This window comes from Bifidobacterium parmae (assembly GCF_002860365.1).
GTDB lineage: Bacteria > Actinomycetota > Actinomycetes > Actinomycetales > Bifidobacteriaceae > Bifidobacterium > Bifidobacterium parmae.
Map to the genome: position 1 here is coordinate 88,876 of NZ_NMWT01000010.1, position 18,656 is coordinate 107,531.

The window sequence follows — 18,656 nt, forward strand, 5'->3', positions numbered from 1 at the left end:
GAAGAAAGGGAGTTGGAGATGGGGGAAGGGAATCCGTCGCCCGCAGGCAGCCGGACCGTCGATCCGATCGCAGGTCTGATCTCACGCAGGGCGGCGGGACTCCCGCCGAACCCGTTCGCTCAGGCCGACGCGCGCACCGCCGCCGCCATCCGCGCCGGGCATGACGTCATCGACCTGTCCAAAGGCAATCCGGACGGCGCGCCGCCCGCGTTCATGCAGGACGCGCTCGCCCACGCCGCGCACGACCCGTCCCTGTTCCGCTATCCCGCGTTCGACGGCGTTCCCGGTTATCTCGACGCGATCGCCGGCTGGTACGGGGAACGCCACGGCGTCGCGCTCGACCCGCGCGCGCACCTGCTCGCCACCGCCGGCGCGTCGGTGGGCATCTCCACCGTCATCGAGGCGCTCATCGACGAAGGCGACACGGTCGTGGCCGTCGACCCGTACTATCCGCAGTACGAGGGCTCCACCGCCGTCGCCAAGGGCCGGTTCGTCACGATCCCCGCGGACCCGGCGCACGACTACCTGCCGGACCTTGACGCCGTCGACCCGAACCTGTGGGACGAGGCGAAACTGCTGATCCTCAACTATCCGAACAATCCCACCGGCGCGGTCGCCACCTCCGATTTCTACGGGCGTGTCGTCGCGCTCGCGCACGAGCACCGGTTCGCGGTGATGAACGATTTCGCCTACGCGGGCATCGAATTCGGCGACACGCCGTCGCCCAGCATCCTCGCCACGCCGGGCGCACTCGACGTGGCCGTCGAACTCGGATCGCTGTCCAAGATGTTCATGGTCGCCGGGTGGCGTGGCGGCTGGATCGCCGGCAACGCCGCGATCCTCGCCGCGTCGAAGGCCGTCCACCAGCAGACCACGGTGCTCGCGCCGAGCGTCGTGCAGCGCGCCGGCGCGGTTGCGCTGAGCGGCGACCTGCGGTCCGTCGCGGCGCTCGGCGCGAGCTACGGGCATCGCGCGCAGGTGCTCGTCGACGGACTGCGCGAGGCGGGGCTTGACGTGGCGCCGCCGCGCGGAGGGCTGTTCCTGTGGGCGCGCGTGCCGGACGGGCGCGGCACGTCGGACGCGTTCACCGCATGGCTCATCGAGCATGCGGGTGTGGCCGTCATGCCCGGATCGTGCTTCGGCCCCGCGTCGGACGGATTCGTGCGGTTCAGCCTGCTGAAACCGGAACGCGACCTCTACCAGGCGGTGTCGCGCATCACGCGCGCGCTGGCATAGACTGGAGCAATGCGAGAACAGGAACCGGAGAAGTTTGTGGAACCGCCGACCGGGAAGACGCCCGGACGGACGCCGATCGTCGAGGAGGACATCGACCGTCCGCTGACCATCGCCCTCGTGGTCGACACGGTCGGCAACCAGGGCAACGGCACGTCGAATTCGGCGCTCCAGTGGGCCGCCGAACTGAAACGGCAGGGGCACCACGTGCGTCTCGTCGGCGTTGGCGCGCCCGACTGGCCGGCACGCGTCAACAAGGTGCCGCTCGTCTCCTGGGTGGCCGCCAAACAGCAGATGCAGTTCGCCGAACCGAGCGACACGCTGTTCCGCACCGCGTTCCAGGGCGTCGACGTCGTCCACATCTACATGCCGTTCAAATTCGGGCGCCGCGCCGCCAAGGTCGCACGCCAGATGGGCATCCCCGTGACCGCCGGATTCCACCTGCAGCCGGAGAACGTGCTCTACTCGGCCGGACCGCTGCGCTACATCCCCGGCATGGAGCGGTTCCTCTACTGGCTGTTCCGCCAGTGGCTGTACAAGCGCGTCGACCACATCCACACGCCCACCGAGATGACCGCGAGTCTGCTGCGCGAACACGGTTACAAGGGGACGATGCACGTGATCTCGAACGGCTACGCGCCGCGGTTCACCGCGCGCGAGCCGTTCGACCCGGACGCGCCCGCGCACGTGCCGTTCCGGGTCGTCGCGTCCGGCCGGCTCGCGCACGAGAAGGATCAGATCACGCTCATCAAGGCGATCTCGATGAGCCGCCACGCGAGCGACGTCCAGTTGGTCATCGCCGGCACCGGTCCGCTCAAACGGTATCTCACGTTCCGTGCGAACCGTCGCCTCAAACGCAAGGCGGACATCGGATTCCACCGCAACGCCGACATGCCGGCGCTGCTGCGCTCGTGCGACCTGTTCGTGCACTGTTCGATCGCCGACATCGAATCGGTGAGCGTCATCGAGGCGATGGCGTGCGGTCTCGTGCCGGTGATCGCCGCGTCGGAACTGTCCGCGGCGAGCCAGTTCGCGCTGACCGACGCCTCGCTGTTCCCGGTGCGCGACGCGGCGATGCTCGCGCGTCGCATCGACTGGTGGATCGACCATCCGGACGAGCTCGCGCGGTGGGGCGCGGTGTACGCCGAGCACACGCGCGAGCATTATTCGGTGGAGGCGTCCGTCCACCGGTTCGTCGACATGGAACGCGAGGCGATCGCCACGGCGGGGGCGTGACGCGGCGGGGCGATCGCGGCGGGGCGGTCTCGGCAGGGCCGCTACAGCAGGGCGATGAGCCGGTCCGTCTCCTCGTCCGTGGTCGCCCAGCTCGTGCAGATGCGCATCACCGTGTGCGACTCGTCCGCCTTCTCCATGAAGCCGAGACGCACGTCACGCTCCAGACGGTCGATCGTCGGCCGGTCGAGCGTGACGAAGATCTGGTTCGTCGGCGCTTCGAACGTGAGCGTGTAGCCCTTGGCGCGCAGTGCGGCGCGGATACGGTCCGCCTGCACGTTCGCGTTGCGGGCGATGCGGAAGTACAGGTCGTCGGTGAACAGCGCGTCGAACTGCGCGCCGAGCAGGAAGCCCTTCGCGAGCAGGGCGCCATGCTGCTTGATCTCGGTGAGGAAATGACGCGGCGCCGCGGAACGCGCGTCGCGGTTCGCGAACACGACCGCCTCGCCGAACATCGCGCCGACCTTCGTGCCGCCGATATAGAAGACGTCGGCGATGCGGGCGAGATCGGGCAGCGTCATGTCGCAGCCGGTCGCGGTCAGGCCGTAGCCGAGACGCGCGCCGTCGACGAACAACGGCATGTCGTAGCGGTGCGCGACGTCGGCGATGGCCTCGAGCTCCGCCTTCGAATAGACCGTGCCGTATTCGGTCGACATGGAGACGTAGACGCAGCCGGGGAAGACCATGTGGTCGTGGTTGCCGTCCGCGTAGAAGGTCGCGCAGTATTCGTCGAGTTCGGCCGCGTCCATCTTGCCGTCGTGATGGGGGAGCGTGAGCACCTTGTGGCCGGAATACTCGATGGCGCCCGCCTCATGCACGTTCGGATGGCCGGATTCCACGGCGACGACGCCCGCATACGGCGGCGTGACCGCGTCGATGACGACCTGGTTGGTCTGCGTGCCGCCGACCAGGAAGTGGATGTCCGCCTCGGGCAGGGCGCACGCCTCGCGGATCTTCGCCTTGGCGCGCTCGCAGATCGGGTCCATGCCGTAGCCGGGGTAGAGGTTCTCGTTGATGCGGGCGATCGCGTCGAGCACCGCCGGGTGCGCCGCGCGCGAATAATCGTTCTCGAAGGAAATCATGGTGCCAGTGTAGTGCGCATCCGCTCACGCTGAAGCTTGTATATCGCTTCCGCCGGTACCGCTTCGCTCCCGCTGGCGGGAGCTGTCCCGCGCAGTGGGACTGAGGGTGGTCTGCATGACCGAGCGTGTCCGTACCGCTTTGCTCCCGCTGGCGGGAGCTGTCCCGCGCAGCGGGACTGAGGGTGGTCTACGGAACCTGCCGCCGCGGCGTACTCGCTCCCGCCGGCGGGAGCTGTCAGCCTCTGGCTGACTGAGGGTGGTGGTGCGGGCCCCTGTACCCCGCACAAAGAAGATGGCCCCCGGAACCGAAGGGAAGAAGTTCCGGGGGCCATCTGTTGGGGAAGGAGGCGATGGTACGCTTTGCTGCTTTCGCCGCGCCGCCTTGCGCGGCCTCCTTGCAATGATGAACCACAAACAACCAGTACACGTGTTTTTCTTCGCGGCCCGGCGCTTGCGCCGTGCTGCCATGCCGCGCCTCGGTGAATTCACCATCGATCGCTGTTCAGTTATCTCGAAGGCGTTGCGCCTGCGGCCTTACGGCTTTCTGCGCTTCGTTGCGACCTGCCGGATTCCCGGCCGATCTTAAACTCCGGCCTTCACTGGTAAGTATACCAAAAACCGAACATGCCGCACGTCTCGACACGCCGGAAAGCCAATCGGCAGTAGGGCTGAGAGGTCGTATTGAAATGAACATGAACGAACAATGTGACCGTTCTCATGTGCGCATGCGAGCGGTTGCGTGGGGCGGTGATTGTCTGTAAATGCGACGTGGCGCGGGGTTCCGTGATTTCGTGGATGATTACATGCTTTCCTTCATCGCGCTCTTGGCGTATATATACTTTCAACCCTTGGAAACACAGGCGACACGCCGTAGTTGGACAACGGCGGAAACTCCTGTATTGTATTCACTCGTTGCCGGCCGGCGAGAGCGGGTCGAGAACAATGGTGGCTATAGCTCAGTTGGTAGAGCATCTGATTGTGGTTCAGAAGGTCGCGTGTTCGAGCCACGTTAGCCACCCCACCAAGACCCCGAGGGAAACCTCGGGGTCTTTCGTTTTGTCCGCGGAAACCACCCTCAGTCCCGCTGCGCGGGACAGCTCCCGCCAGCGGGAGCGGGACGGTACGGACTCGCGAAGCGAGACCGCAGTGTCTTGCCTCCCATCGGCGAGGGCCGGCGCATGTGGTGCAGCCGCCGTCTCCTCCACCGTGCTTTGCCCCCGCTGGCGGGGGCTGGCGGCGAAGCCGGCTGGGGGTGGTCCCGCCAATCCATCCGTAGACCACCCTCAGCCAGCCGAAGGCTGACAGCTCCCGCCAGCGGGAGCGGGACGGTGCGGAGCCGGCGGGAGCGGGATGGGGCGGAGTCAGCGGAAGCGGGATGGGGCGGGTCGTCGTCGGGGCCGGGGTGTGGCGTGTCGTTGTCCGGGCGGTTCGTAATATGGATATTCGTGTGTGCCAGCGGTACGCCTTATGTGACAGGAGTACGGCGCTGGGATATCCCGTGAATCGCATGGATCGCGCGCAGCAATGCGGCGGCGAGAGAGGAACGGGCCATCGGGCCGGTGGGCAGTGGCTGACTTTCCGATTCGGATTGGTTTCCGGATGCTCGGGGGAGTATGGCTCACGGTGCTGCGGGCCTCACGGAACCAAGAGATAACACTGAATCGGAGAATTCAAGTTGCCTACTATCGAACAGCTCGTCCGTAAGGGACGTTCGCCGAAGCCGAAGAAGTCGAAGACTTTGGCGCTGAAGGGCAGCCCGCTGCGTCGCGGCGTGTGCACCCGTGTCTACACCACCACCCCGAAGAAGCCGAACTCGGCGCTTCGTAAGGTCGCCCGTGTCCGCCTGTCCTCCGGCATCGAAGTCACCGCCTACATCCCGGGCGAGGGCCACAACCTGCAGGAGCACTCCATCGTGCTCGTGCGCGGCGGCCGTGTGAAGGATCTGCCGGGCGTGCGCTACCACATCGTGCGTGGCGCGCTCGATACCCAGGGTGTCAAGGACCGCAAGCAGGGTCGTTCCCTGTACGGAGCAAAGAAGGCGAAGTAAGAGATATGTCACGTAAAGGACCCGCTAAGAAGCACGTCGTGCTGCCCGATCCGATCTACGGCTCGACCGTCGTCGCGCAGCTGATCAACAAGATCCTCCTGGACGGCAAGAAGTCCATCGCCGAGGACATCGTCTACTCCGCGCTCGACATGGTCAAGGAGAAGACCGACCAGGAGCCGGTCGCCGTCCTCAAGCGCGCGCTGGACAACATCCGCCCGTCCCTCGAGGTGCGTTCCCGCCGCGTCGGCGGCGCCACCTACCAGGTGCCGGTCGAGGTCAAGCCGAACCGCGCCAACACGCTGTGCCTGCGCTGGCTGACCGACTTCTCCCGCGCCCGTCGCGAGAAGACCATGGCCGAGCGTCTCGCCAACGAGATCCTGGACGCCTCCAACGGCCTCGGCGCTTCTGTCAAGCGTCGCGAGGATACTCATAAGATGGCAGAGGCCAACAAGGCCTTCGCCCACTACCGCTGGTAATCACTCGCCTGAGGAAGACTAAGGATAAAGATGGCTGCAGAGCTTTCGGACCTTCATTTCGTCCGCAACATCGGCATCATGGCCCACATCGATGCCGGTAAGACCACCACCACCGAGCGCATCCTGTACTACACCGGTAAGAACTACAAGATCGGTGAGACCCACGATGGCGCCTCGACGATGGACTTCATGGCGCAGGAGCAGGAGCGCGGCATCACGATTCAGTCGGCCGCCACCACCTGCTTCTGGAGCCGTCAGTCCCACGACACCAAGGACAAGTTCCAGATCAACATCATCGACACCCCGGGCCACGTGGACTTCACGGCCGAGGTGGAGCGCTCCCTGCGCGTGCTCGATGGCGCCGTCGCCGTCTTCGACGGCAAGGAGGGCGTGGAGCCGCAGTCCGAGACCGTGTGGCGTCAGGCCGACAAGTACGGCGTGCCGCGCATCTGCTTCATCAACAAGATGGATAAGCTCGGCGCGAACTTCTACTACTCCGTCGACACCATCAAGGAGAAGCTGGGCGCGACCCCGATCGTGATGCAGCTGCCGATCGGCGCCGAGAACGACTTCACCGGCGTCGTCGACCTGGTCGAGATGGTGGCCTACGTGTGGAACGGCACCGACAACCTCGGCGCCAAGTACGACACCACCGAGATCCCGGCCGACCTGAAGGACAAGGCCGACGAGTACCACGAGCAGCTGGTCGAGGCCGCCGCCGAGGCGAACGACGACCTGATGAACAAGTTCTTCGAGGACGGCGACCTGTCCAAGGAGGACATCCGCGCGGGCGTCCGCCAGCTCACCATCGAGAAGAAGGCCTTCCCGGTCTTCTGCGGTTCCGCCTTCAAGGACAAGGGCGTTCAGCCGATGCTGGACGGCGTCGTCGACTACCTGCCGTCCCCGGAGGACGTGCCGGCCATCAAGGGCTTCAAGCCCGGCGACGAGTCCGTCGAGATCGACCGCAAGCCGACCAAGTCCGATCCGTTCGCGGCCCTCGTCTTCAAGATCTCCACGCACCCGTTCTACGGCAAGCTCGTGTTCGTGCGCGTCTACTCCGGCTCCGTCAAGCCGGGCGACAACGTGCTCGACTCCACGCGCGGCAAGAAGGAGCGCATCGGCAAGATCTTCCAGATGCACGCCGACAAGGAGAACCCGGTCGACGTGGCCGACGCCGGCAACATCTACACCTTCGTGGGCCTGAAGAACGTCACCACCGGCGACACCCTGTGCGCCATGGACGCTCCGATCTCCCTCAACTCGATGACCTTCCCGGATCCGGTGATCCAGGTCGCCGTCGAGCCGAAGACCAAGGCCGACCAGGAGAAGATGGGCATCGCCCTCGCCAAGCTGGCCGAAGAGGATCCGACGTTCCAGGTCACCACGGACGAGGAGTCCGGCCAGACCCTGATCGCCGGCATGGGCGAGCTCCAGCTCGACATCATCGTCGACCGCATGCGTCGCGAGTTCAAGGTCGAGTGCACCCAGGGCAAGCCGCAGGTCGCCTACCGCGAGACCATCCGCAAGGCCGTCATGGACCAGGGCTACACGCACAAGAAGCAGACCGGTGGTTCCGGCCAGTTCGCGAAGGTCCTGATGAACTTCGAGCCGCTCGAGACCACCGAGGGCAAGACCTTCGAGTTCGAGAACGCCGTCACCGGCGGCCACATCTCCCAGGAGTTCATCCCGTCCATCGAGGCCGGCGTCAAGGAAGCCATGGAATCCGGTATTCTCGCCGGCTTCCCGGTCGTGGGCGTCAAGGCCACCGTCACCGACGGCCAGATGCACCCGGTCGATTCCTCCGAAATGGCCTTCAAGCTCGCGGGCTCCATGTGCTTCAAGGAAGCCGCCCCGAAGGCGAAGCCGGTCATCCTCGAGCCGATCATGGCCGTGGAAGTCCGTACCCCGGAGGACTACATGGGCGAAGTCATCGGCGATCTCAACCAGCGCCGTGGCAACATCCAGTCCATGACCGACGCCACCGGCGTCAAGGTCATCGACGCCAAGGTCCCGCTGTCCGAGATGTTCGGCTACATCGGCGACCTCCGCTCGAAGACCCAGGGCCGCGCCATGTTCACCATGCAGATGGACTCCTACGCCGAGGTGCCGAAGAGCGTCTCCGACGAGATCATCAAGGCCCAGCGCGGCGAGTGACACGCGTAGCTGCGTTGATTTGCGCCACGTCTCCAGTCAGCGGTAATATCGTGTACCGCTGACTGGGTTCTGGCTCCTTTCAATGTGGCACGAAACCCAGAAACCCAGTAAACCTACGAAACGTCCAGGAGGACAAAGTAATGGCAAAGGAAAAGTACGAGCGTACTAAGCCGCACGTTAACATCGGCACCATCGGCCACGTCGATCACGGCAAGACGACCCTGACCGCGGCCATCTCCAAGGTTCTGCACGAGGAGTACCCGGATGTCAACCCGGAGTACGACTTCAACCAGATCGATTCCGCTCCGGAAGAGGCCGCCCGCGGTATCACCATCAACATCGCCCACATCGAGTACCAGACCGCGAAGCGTCACTACGCTCACGTGGACTGCCCGGGCCACGCCGACTTCGTGAAGAACATGATCACCGGTGCCGCCCAGATGGATGGCGCCATCCTCGTTGTGGCCGCCACCGACGGCCCGATGGCCCAGACCCGCGAGCACGTCCTGCTCGCCCGTCAGGTCGGCGTCCCGAAGATTCTGGTCGCCCTGAACAAGTGCGACATGGTCGACGATGAGGAGCTCATCGAGCTCGTCGAGGAAGAGGTCCGTGACCTCCTCGACGAGAACGGCTTCGATCGTGACTGCCCGGTCATCCACGTCTCCGCCTACGGCGCGCTGCACGACGACGCTCCGGACCACGAGAAGTGGGTCGAGCAGATCAAGAAGCTCATGGACGCCGTCGACGAGTACATCCCGACCCCGGTCCACGACCTCGACAAGCCGTTCCTGATGCCGATCGAGGACGTCTTCACCATCTCCGGCCGTGGTACCGTCGTCACCGGCCGTGTTGAGCGTGGCCAGCTGGCCGTCAACACCCCGGTCGAGATCGTCGGCATCCGCCCGACCCAGAACACCACCGTCACCTCCATCGAGACCTTCCACAAGACGATGGACTCCTGCGAGGCTGGCGACAACACCGGTCTGCTCCTCCGTGGCCTCGGCCGTACGGACGTCGAGCGTGGCCAGGTCGTGGCTGCTCCGGGCTCCGTCACCCCGCACACCAAGTTCGAGGGTGAGGTCTACGTCCTGACCAAGGATGAGGGTGGCCGTCACTCGCCGTTCTTCTCCAACTACCGTCCGCAGTTCTACTTCCGCACCACCGACGTCACCGGCGTCATCGAGCTGCCGGAAGGCGTCGAGATGGTCCAGCCGGGCGATCACGCGACCTTCACCGTCGAGCTGATCCAGCCGATCGCTATGGAGGAGGGCCTGACCTTCGCCGTGCGTGAGGGTGGCCACACCGTCGGCTCGGGCCGTGTCACCAAGATCCTCGCCTGATTCCCATCAGAGAGATCTTCGACACGCTTGAACTAGCGTACTGAAGAACCCCGGAACCCAATCGGTTCCGGGGTTCTTTCGTATTCCAACGATGCACACGGACTTGCTCGTGAAAAACGGACTCGCTTCGCGAGACTGCATTGTTTCGCTCCGCTGGCGGTGATTAGGACTTGCTCCGCGAGGCTGTGTTGTTTGCCCCCGCTGGCGGGGGCTGTCGGCGTAGCCGACTGGGGGTGGTTTCCGGTTTAGCTGGAAGGTTTAGCTGGAAGGTGGACCACCCTCAGTCAGCCTTCGGCTGACAGCTCCCGCCAGCGGGAGCGGGGATATGGACTCGCTTCGCGAGGCTGTGTCGTTGTGCCCCCGCTGAGGTGCGGATTCACTCCGTGAGGCTGTGCCATTGTGCCCCCGCTGGCGGGGGCTGTCGGCGTAGCCGACTGGGGGTGGTTTCCGGTTTAGCTGGAAGGTTTAGCTGGAGGGTGACCACCCTCAGTCAGCCTTCGGCTGACAGCTCCCGCCAGCGGGAGCGGGGATATGGACTTGCTTCGCGAGGCTGTGTCGTTGTGCCCCCCGCTGAGGTGCGGATTTGCTCCGCGAGGCTGTGCCTCTTTCCGTCGGCGGGCGCACGGGGCTCGTTCCTATCCCGCACGCGCCTACACTGGGAAACATGCTTCCCTATAACAAAGCCAATGTGCCTCTCGCGCGGCGGCTACGCGCCAACGCGACCCCATGGGAACGTAGACTCTGGTCCGATTATCTCCGCACGTATCCGTTCCGCTGGCAACGGCAGAAGCCGATACTCGACTACATCGTCGATTTCTACTGTGACAAAGCCAAGCTCATCGTCGAGCTCGACGGCGGAGGACACTACACGGAGGAGCAACGGTTGGCCGACCGGCATCGTACCGCCGAGCTGAACGGCCTTGGACTCCATGTGCTCCGTTACTCGAACCTCGATGTCGACCGACATTTCGGCGCGGTCTGCGAGGACATCGACAGAAACGTGCGAGAACGTGTGTCGATGTGATGCTTCGCTGGCGGTGCTGGACCACCCCCAGTCCGCTTCGCGGACAGCCCCCGCCGGCGGGGGCGGAAAACACTGTCTCGCGTAGCGAGTCCGTTTCGTCCGGCGGGGGCGAGAATGCTGTCCGGCTGTGTCGGTCCGTTTTCCGTCGGCGGGACGGAAACGCTGTCTCGCGTAGCGAGTCCATGTTCTTTGCCGGGGTGGGGTGCCGACGGTATTGTGGTGTGCATTGGCAGAGCGACGAGGGAGCCTTCAGAAGTGAGTATTGACGAGATTTTCACGGCGATCGTGTCCGAATCGGTTGACAAGCGCGAGCAGGGTACCCGTTTCGAGCGTGCCGTCGAGTTCTTCCTCGAACATGATCCTTCATGGCTGGAGCGCATCACGCAGGTGTGGCTGTGGGACGAGGCGCCCACGAACGACGGCACGATGGACACGGGCATCGACCTGGTCGCCGAGGACGCGGACGGCTCGTATTGGGCGATTCAGGCGAAATGCTATTCGAAGCCGAAGCTCGCCGCGGGCGACGTGTCCACGTTCTTCATGAACGCCCTCGCCGATGACCGCTACCAGCATTACATGCTCGCCGACACGACCTCCGGATATACGAGCGTGCTTGAGGATTTCATGCTGTCCCATCCGGACAGGGATATGGTCCGGTTGGATCTGGACACGATGCGCGGGTCGAATCTCGACTGGGGCGCGTTCATCGACGGCACGGAATCCTCGGCCCGCGTGACCTTTGATCCGCGCCCTCACCAGCGTGAGGCCATCGACGCGGTGAAGACCGAGCTTGCGGATCATGACCGGTGTTCGCTGGTGATGGCGTGCGGCACCGGCAAGACGTTGACCTCGCTGCGTCTGACCGAGGAGATGACGGGTGAGGGCGGTACGGTCCTGTTCCTCGCGCCGTCGATCTCCCTCGTGTCGCAGTCGATGCGCGACTGGGTGAACCAGACCCGCCGCCGCATCAACGTGTACGTGGTGTGCTCGGACGGCAAGGCCAGCAAGCTGAGCAAATCCGACCGGGAATCCTACGGACAGTTGACGGACATCCCGTTCCCGGCGACGACGAACGCGGAGACGGTCGCCAACCGGTTCAGGCCGCGCGAGGACGCGTTGAACGTCGTGTTCTCCACGTACCAGTCGATCCAGGTCATCCACGATGCGCAGCGGCTCGGCCTGCCGGATTTCGATCTGACGATCTGCGACGAGGCGCATCGCACCACCGGTGTGATGGACGGGGAGGCCGCGTTCCAGAAGATCCATGACGCCGGTTTCATCCACTCGGCGAAGCGCCTGTACATGACGGCCACGCCGCGCATCTACGGCGAGGGCGCGAAGAACAAGGCCAAGGAAGGCGCCATCGAGATCGCCAGCATGGACGACGAGAACGTGTACGGCCGCATCGCCTACCGGTTGAGCTTCGGCAAGGCCGTGGACTTGGGATTGCTCACGGACTACAAGATCGTGGTCATGCAGGTCGCGGAAAGCATGATGGGCTCGGTCATGCAGAAGCAGTATGGCGCGAAGGACTCCGAGATCCCGTTGGACGACGCGGCCAAGTTCGTCGGCTGTTGGAAGGCGTTGTTCGACCGGCGGCACTCCAAGAGCGTGGACGAGCTCGTGTCGCGCGGCAGGCATGCCGCCGAGACCGCGCCGGACGATTCCAAACGCGTCCTGCACCATGCGATCGCGTTCGCCGCGAGCATCAAGGATTCGAAGGCGCTCTCCGCGAAGTTCCGTACCGTCATCGACGACTACACGCGCAACCTTGAGGACACCGACGCGAACAAGGCCGTGAAGGCCGCCAATCACGAGGTACATGTGGAGATCGACCACGTGGACGGCGGCATGGACGCGGCCACCCGCCGCGGCAAGCTCGACTGGCTGGCCGCCGAGACCGCGGACAATGAGTGCCACATCCTCTCGAACGCTCGTTGCCTTGCGGAGGGCATCGACGTGCCCGATCTGGACGCGGTCATGTACCTGAACGCGCGGCGCAGCCGCGTGGACATCATCCAGTCCGTCGGCCGCGTCATGCGCAAGGCCCCCGGCAAGGAGTACGGGTATATCATCATCCCGGTCGTCATCCCGCTGGGCGCCGACCCGGATTCGATTCTCTCCTCCGGCGTGTATGAGGTCGTCTGGGAGGTCGTGCGTGCCCTGCGCAGTCACGACGAACGGTTGGACGCGATCATCAATGCGGCCGCGCTCGGTGACGAGGATTCGTTGAAGCGTATCATCGAGGTCGAGGTGCTGGACGAGTCGAAACTGCGCAGGTCCAAGCGTTCCGGACGGAAGACCACGAGCGTCGGCGGCGGTGAGCGGACGGGCGACGACGGCAACGCCGGCGGTGGGTCCGGTGACGATGCCGGTTCGAATGATGACGGCAGGGGCTTCCAGCCGGAATTGGATTTCGAATTGGGGGAGATGGCGAAGGCCATCAACGCGCAGATCGTGCGCAAGTGCGGCACGAAGATCTACTGGGGTGAGTGGACCGACGACATCGCGGCCATCACCCGCCGTCGCGCCGAAGCCATCTACACGCTCGTCGACCAGCCCGGCCCCGCACGTGACTCGTTCCTTGAGTTCGTGGACGGGTTGAAGGACAGCCTCAACCCGGGTTATTCGGAGGTCGACGCGATCGCCGTGCTCGCGCAGCATGAGGTGACGAAGCCGATTTTCCAGACCTTGTTCACCAACAAGGAGGTCATCGAGCATAATCCCATCGTCCGCGGTCTTGACCGGACGATGAACGCCCTGTACGAGGCGGGATTGCCGGAGGTGACGAGCAATCCGACGCTGCGCGACCTGTACTCGTCGGTGCGGCTGTCGGCGAGCCAGTTGGAGACGGACGTCGCCAAGCAGAACCTCATCAAGGAGATCTACAACGAGTTCTTCACCAAGGCGTTCAAGGACACCGCCGACTCGCTGGGCATCGTCTACACGCCCGTCGAAGTGGTGGATGCGCAGCTGCACATGGTGCAGCGCGCGTTGGAGCGCGAGTTCGGCCAGTCGCTGGGTTCTCGCGGCGTGCACGTTTTGGACGGGTTCGCGGGCACCGGCACGTACATCTGCCGGCTCATCGAGGATGAATCATTGATTTCCGTGGAGGATCTGCCGTACAAGTACGCGCACGACCTGCACTCCAACGAGATCGTGCCCCTGGCCGCGACCATCATGGACATCAACATCGAACAGTCCTACCACAAGCGAATCGGGGGGGGGTATCAGGTATTCCCGGGTGCGCTCCTGACGGACACGTTCCAGATGCACGAGGATGGCGACACGTTGGACGACACCGTGTTCACCGAGAATACCGAACGTATCAAACAGCAGAAGGCTCTGCCGATCAAGGTCATCGTCGGCAATCCGCCATATAGGGCCGGCGACAGCGAGAACACCGGCAACCAGAACACCAAATACCCAACGTTGGATAAGCGGGTCGAGGAGACCTACGTGGCGAACTCCGACGCCACGCTCAACAACTCGCTGTACGACCACTACATCCGCGCGTTCCGCTGGGCCTCCGACCGCATCGGCGACTCCGGCATCGTCTGCTTCGTCACCAACGGCGGATGGCTCAAAGGCACCGCAGGAGCCGGCGTGCGCCGCTGCTTCGCCAACGAGTTCAGCAGCATCTACGTATACAACCTGCGCGGCAACCAGCGCACCTCAGGCGAGGAATCCCGGCGCGAGGGCGGCAAGATCTTCGACTCCGGCTCCCGAGCCACCATCGCCATTACCATGCTCGTCAAAAACCCCGCATCCGCCGAGCACGGTGTCATCCATTACAGGGACATCGGCGACTACCTCAATCGGCAGCAGAAACTCGACATCCTCAAGGATGTGGCCGAGGATGACCCGGAATGGATTGAACTCCAACCGGACAAGCACGGGGACTGGCTCGATCAACGAGACGACAGCTACACCACATTCATTCCCACCGGCGTACAGGATGGGAACAAGAAACTTCCTACCGGCCTGTTCTCCACATGGTCTTCAGGCGTAATCACAAATAGAGACGCATGGTGCTACAACTCTAAACGCGGGCTAGTAGAAGCTAACATGCAGTCAATGATTAACGTTTATCTTGAAGAATTGACTCGTTGGAGGACAAGTGGTAAGCCGGCGGCGATAAGGGACTTTTTGACTGCGGACGAGACACAAATTAAATGGACTCGTGAAGTTTACGATGATATTAGGCATGAACGCACTGCATCGTACAACAACAATCACATCAGATTGGCAATGTACCGTCCGTTCTTCAAGCAGTGGCAGTACATGGACTCCATGTTCAATAATTGCGTCTATCTTCAACCGCAGTTGTTCCCGTACCCTGGAGCAAAAAATCTGGAAATATGTATGGTCGGACCGGCAGCAGGTCGTGACTATTCGTGCATTATCTCGGAATGTGTGCCTGATCGCCACATGCAAAGCACGTCGCAGTGTTTCCCGCTGTATTGGTATGAGAAGGTCGAGCCGTCGGATGACGGCGGCCTGTTCTCGGAGTCGGATGTGTCCGGTGCGGACGAGCATGGGTACGTTCGTCATGACGCGATCACCGACACCGGTCTGAAGGTGTTCCGCGAGGCGTGCCCGGGCCTGCGCATCTCGAAGGAGGACGTCTTCTACTACGTGTACGGCGTGCTCCACAGCCCCGAATACCGTCGCCGGTTCGCGAACAACCTGAAGAAGGAGCTGCCGCGCATCCCGTTGGCGAAGGATTTCACGGCGTTCATGAAGGCCGGCCGCGCCTTGGCGCATCTGCATCTCGACTACGAGTCGATCGACCCGTGGCCGGTCATGGAGGTCGGCGACAAGGCGAACCCGGGACGCACCGAGAAGATGACGTATCCGAGGAAGGTCAAGGATCCGGAGACCGGCAAGAAGGTGCCGGACCGCAGCGTGCTCAGGGTCGCGGAGAACCTGACCATCGAGGGCATCCCGTTGCGTGCCTACGAGTACGTGGTCAACGGCAAGAGCGCGATCGGCTGGCTCATCGATAGGTATAAGGTCACCACCGACAAGAAGAGCGGCATCGTCAACGATCCGAACGAGTATTCCGAGAATCCGCGCTACATCGTGGACGTGGTGGAGAAGGTCATCCGCGTGAGCATGGAGACGTTGGATATCGTGGACGGACTGCCCGCCTTGGAGGAGCTGCCCCAGCCCGCCGACTGGCCCGCCGCCTGGCGCTGACGGTAAGGGCCGACCACCCCCGGTCGGCTTCGCCGACAGCCCCCGCCAGCGGGGGCGGAAAACACTGTCTCGCGGAGCGAGGCGTTGTTTTGCTCCCGCTGGCGGGAGCTGTCAGCCGTAGGCTGACTGAGGGTGGTTGTTGCTTGGGTTTGGTTTGTGGACCACCCCCAGTCCGCTTCGCGGACAGCCCCCGCCAGCGGGGGCGGAAACACTGTCCGGCTGTGCCGGTCCGTTTCCCGCCAGCGGGAGCGAGAAAACGACTCGCCTTGCGAGTCCGTTTCGTCCGGCGGGGCGAGAGGATACTGTCCGGCTTCGCCGGTCCGTTCCGTTTCCGCCGGTGTGGCGCGGTAGGGGGGTGGTGGCATAATGGCGTAGGCAAATTTTGGGTAAGCCCTCGACACTAGAAATAGGTGAGACATCGTGGCACAGACTACCAATGACATCAAGAACGGTTCCGTCCTGAACCTGGACGGCCAGCTGTGGACCGTCCTCAAGTTCCAGCACGTCAAGCCGGGCAAGGGCCCCGCCTTCGTGCGCACCACCATCAAGAACGTGCTCTCCGGCAAGATCGTCGACAAGACCTTCAACGCGGGCATGAAGATGGAGTTCGAGACCGTCGACAACCGCAACCTCCAGTACTCCTACGAGGACGGCGACAACCTGGTCTTCATGGACATGACCACCTACGATCAGGTCTACGTGCCGAAGTCCATCGTCGACACCAAGTTCCTGCTCGAAGGCACCGACTGCATCGTGTCCTTCCACGACGAGACCCCGCTGAGCGTCGAACTGCCGGCCTCCGTCGTCCTGACCATCACCCACACCGAGCCGGGCCTGCAGGGCAACCGCTCCAACGCCGGCACCAAGCCGGCCACCGTCGAGACCGGCGCCGAGATCCAGGTCCCGCTGTTCATCAACGAGGGCGAGAAGGTCAAGGTCAACACCACCGACGGCTCCTACCTGGGCCGCGAGAACTGATCCGCCACCCGCGGATCACCCCAGTTCCAACCGGTAAACCGACGACACGAAGGACGAAAGAGCTGCATGGCACGTTCCACCGCCCGCAAGAGGGCTCTGAACACGTTGTATGAGGCGGACGAGAAGGATCAGGACATCCTGTCCCTGCTCGACGAACGCATCGAGACGCCCGGCGCGCAGACGCCGCTGCCCGAATACGCCATCGAGATCGTCAAGGGCGTGGCCGAGCACCAGCACGAGATCGACTCCACCCTGGACGAGCACTCCACCGGGTGGAAGGTCCGCCGTATGGGCGTGATCGACCGCAACATCCTGCGTATCGCCGCCTGGGAGATCCTCTTCAACGACGACGTGCCCGACAAGGTCGCCATCGACGAAGCGCTGTCCCTCGCGAAGACGCTGTGCGACGGGGATTCCCCCGCATTCATCCACGGACTGCTGTCCGCGATCTGCACGGCCAAGGAAAAGCCGTTGGACTGATATTTCCTTTTGAACGCCTCCCCGCAACACGGGAGGCGTTTTTATGAGAGCGTGGGCCGGGCGCGACAACCGGCGCAAGAACGGAACGGCCGCGAACGGCGACAAACGCGTGTGTCCTGCGCGTGTGCGTCGGCGCGGGCCGATACCCTTGAACATGGACGACCCGAGAACGAAAAGGGGGTTTTGGTGAGCGAGATCGCGAACTATGGCAAGGACGATGCGGTCCTTGTGCTGGAGGATGGGCAGGTGTATGTGGGTGAACCCTACGGGGCCCATGGCGCGACCACGGGTGAGATCGTGTTCGCCACCGGCATGACCGGATACCAGGAGACGCTCACCGACCCGAGCTACGACCGTCAGATCGTCGTGCAGACCTTCCCGCACATCGGCGACACGGGCGTCAACCACGAGGACCCGGAATCCTCCCGCATCTGGGTGGCCGGCTACATCGTGCGCGAGCCCTCCCCGAACGTGAGCAACTGGCGCGCCGAAGGCAGCCTCGACGGCGACCTCGAAGCCAACGGCATCGTCGGCCTCGCCGACATCGACACGCGCAAGCTGGTGCGCCACCTGCGCTCCGCCGGCGTGATGCGCGCCGGCATCTTCTCCGGCGACGCGCTCCTCGGCGAGGACGGCCGCCTCAAGACCATCGACGAGCTGCTCGACGCGGTCAAGGCCACCCCGCAGATGCAGGGCCTGAGCCTGTACGACGAGGTCTCCACCAAGGAGGCGTACACCATCGAGCCGTGCGGCGAGTTCGAAGGCAAGGAGCCGCTGTACACGGTCGCCGCCGTCGATCTCGGCATCAAGGCGATGACCCCGCACCGCATGGCCGAGCGCGGCTGCCGCGTGCACGTCGTGCCCTCCACCATCACGTTCGAGGAGCTGACCGCCTTGAACCCGGACGGCGTCTTCTTCTCCAACGGCCCGGGCGACCCGGAGCAGGCCGGCCCGGAGGTCGAACTCCTGCGCAAGGTCCTCGACGCCGGCTACCCGTTCTTCGGCATCTGCTTCGGCAACCAGCTGCTCGGCCGCGCGCTCGGCTTCGGCACGTACAAGCTGAAGTTCGGCCACCGCGGCATCAACCAGCCGGTCAAGGACCTCACCACCGGCAAGGTGGAGGTCACCGCCCACAACCACGGCTTCGCCGTCGACGCGCCGATCGGCGAGACCGTCGACGCCCCGTTCGAGAACGGCAAGTACGGCAAGGTGTTCGTCAGCCACATCGATCTCAACGATGACGTGGTCGAAGGCCTGCAGTGCGTGGACATCCCCGCGTTCTCCGTGCAGTACCACCCGGAGGCCGCCGCCGGTCCGCACGACGCCGCGTACCTGTTCGACCGATTCTGCGATCTCATGAAGAACAATCCGCGCGATTCCCGCGCCGACTCCAAGGAAGGTAAGTGA

At 63.9% G+C, this 18,656-nt stretch carries 12 protein-coding genes and 1 tRNA gene; 12 read left to right on the forward strand and 1 reads right to left on the reverse strand.

Annotation, left to right across the window (positions count from 1 at the left end):
- Nucleotides 1-18: 18 nt before the first annotated feature.
- On the forward strand, nt 19-1,236 hold the full coding sequence (locus tag Uis4E_RS04735) for a pyridoxal phosphate-dependent aminotransferase (RefSeq protein WP_101622078.1): 1,218 nt from the start codon (nt 19-21) through the stop codon (nt 1,234-1,236).
- 9 nt (nt 1,237-1,245) lie between these two features.
- Nucleotides 1,246-2,469 carry a glycosyltransferase gene (locus Uis4E_RS04740; RefSeq protein ID WP_101622079.1) on the forward strand — a complete coding sequence of 408 codons (1,224 nt, stop codon included), beginning with the start codon at nt 1,246-1,248 and terminating at the stop codon, nt 2,467-2,469.
- Between the two features lie 41 nt (nt 2,470-2,510).
- On the opposite strand, the gene Uis4E_RS04745 is transcribed toward Uis4E_RS04740, so the two are convergent.
- Complete coding sequence (locus tag Uis4E_RS04745; RefSeq protein ID WP_101622080.1) at nt 2,511-3,548, reverse strand: threonine aldolase family protein; 1,038 nt, start codon at nt 3,546-3,548, stop codon at nt 2,511-2,513.
- Between the two features lie 945 nt (nt 3,549-4,493).
- On the opposite strand from Uis4E_RS04745, the gene Uis4E_RS04750 reads away from it, so the two are divergent.
- The 10 genes from Uis4E_RS04750 (at nt 4,494) to carA (ending at nt 18,656) form a co-directional block, all read left to right on the forward strand.
- Nucleotides 4,494-4,569: transfer RNA gene (locus tag Uis4E_RS04750), tRNA-His, on the forward strand.
- A gap of 654 nt (nt 4,570-5,223) precedes the next feature.
- On the forward strand, nt 5,224-5,595 hold the full coding sequence (rpsL, locus tag Uis4E_RS04755) for a 30S ribosomal protein S12 (RefSeq protein WP_003825774.1): 372 nt from the start codon (nt 5,224-5,226) through the stop codon (nt 5,593-5,595).
- A 5-nt stretch (nt 5,596-5,600) separates the two neighbouring features.
- The gene (gene rpsG / locus Uis4E_RS04760; protein ID WP_034526982.1) at nt 5,601-6,071 is read left to right on the forward strand and encodes a 30S ribosomal protein S7; all 471 of its coding nucleotides are present in this window, start codon (nt 5,601-5,603) and stop codon (nt 6,069-6,071) included.
- Between the two features lie 30 nt (nt 6,072-6,101).
- A complete protein-coding gene (gene fusA, locus Uis4E_RS04765) occupies nt 6,102-8,225 on the forward strand; it encodes an elongation factor G (protein ID WP_101622081.1) in 2,124 nt (707 codons plus the stop codon).
- Between the two features lie 140 nt (nt 8,226-8,365).
- Nucleotides 8,366-9,565, forward strand: a complete 1,200-nt coding sequence (gene tuf / locus Uis4E_RS04770) for an elongation factor Tu (RefSeq protein WP_034526986.1) — start codon at nt 8,366-8,368, stop codon at nt 9,563-9,565.
- 664 nt (nt 9,566-10,229) lie between these two features.
- Nucleotides 10,230-10,589 (forward strand): endonuclease domain-containing protein, encoded by a 360-nt coding sequence (locus Uis4E_RS04775; RefSeq protein WP_101622082.1) that lies wholly within the window; start codon nt 10,230-10,232, stop codon nt 10,587-10,589.
- A 285-nt stretch (nt 10,590-10,874) separates the two neighbouring features.
- Nucleotides 10,875-15,791 (forward strand): type ISP restriction/modification enzyme, encoded by a 4,917-nt coding sequence (locus Uis4E_RS04780; protein WP_165784852.1) that lies wholly within the window; start codon nt 10,875-10,877, stop codon nt 15,789-15,791.
- A 420-nt stretch (nt 15,792-16,211) separates the two neighbouring features.
- On the forward strand, nt 16,212-16,769 hold the full coding sequence (gene efp / locus Uis4E_RS04785) for an elongation factor P (RefSeq protein ID WP_034526990.1): 558 nt from the start codon (nt 16,212-16,214) through the stop codon (nt 16,767-16,769).
- Between the two features lie 66 nt (nt 16,770-16,835).
- Nucleotides 16,836-17,249 (forward strand): transcription antitermination factor NusB, encoded by a 414-nt coding sequence (nusB, locus tag Uis4E_RS04790; RefSeq protein ID WP_101622084.1) that lies wholly within the window; start codon nt 16,836-16,838, stop codon nt 17,247-17,249.
- A 186-nt stretch (nt 17,250-17,435) separates the two neighbouring features.
- On the forward strand, nt 17,436-18,656 hold the full coding sequence (gene carA, locus Uis4E_RS04795; RefSeq protein ID WP_423734911.1) for a glutamine-hydrolyzing carbamoyl-phosphate synthase small subunit: 1,221 nt from the start codon (nt 17,436-17,438) through the stop codon (nt 18,654-18,656).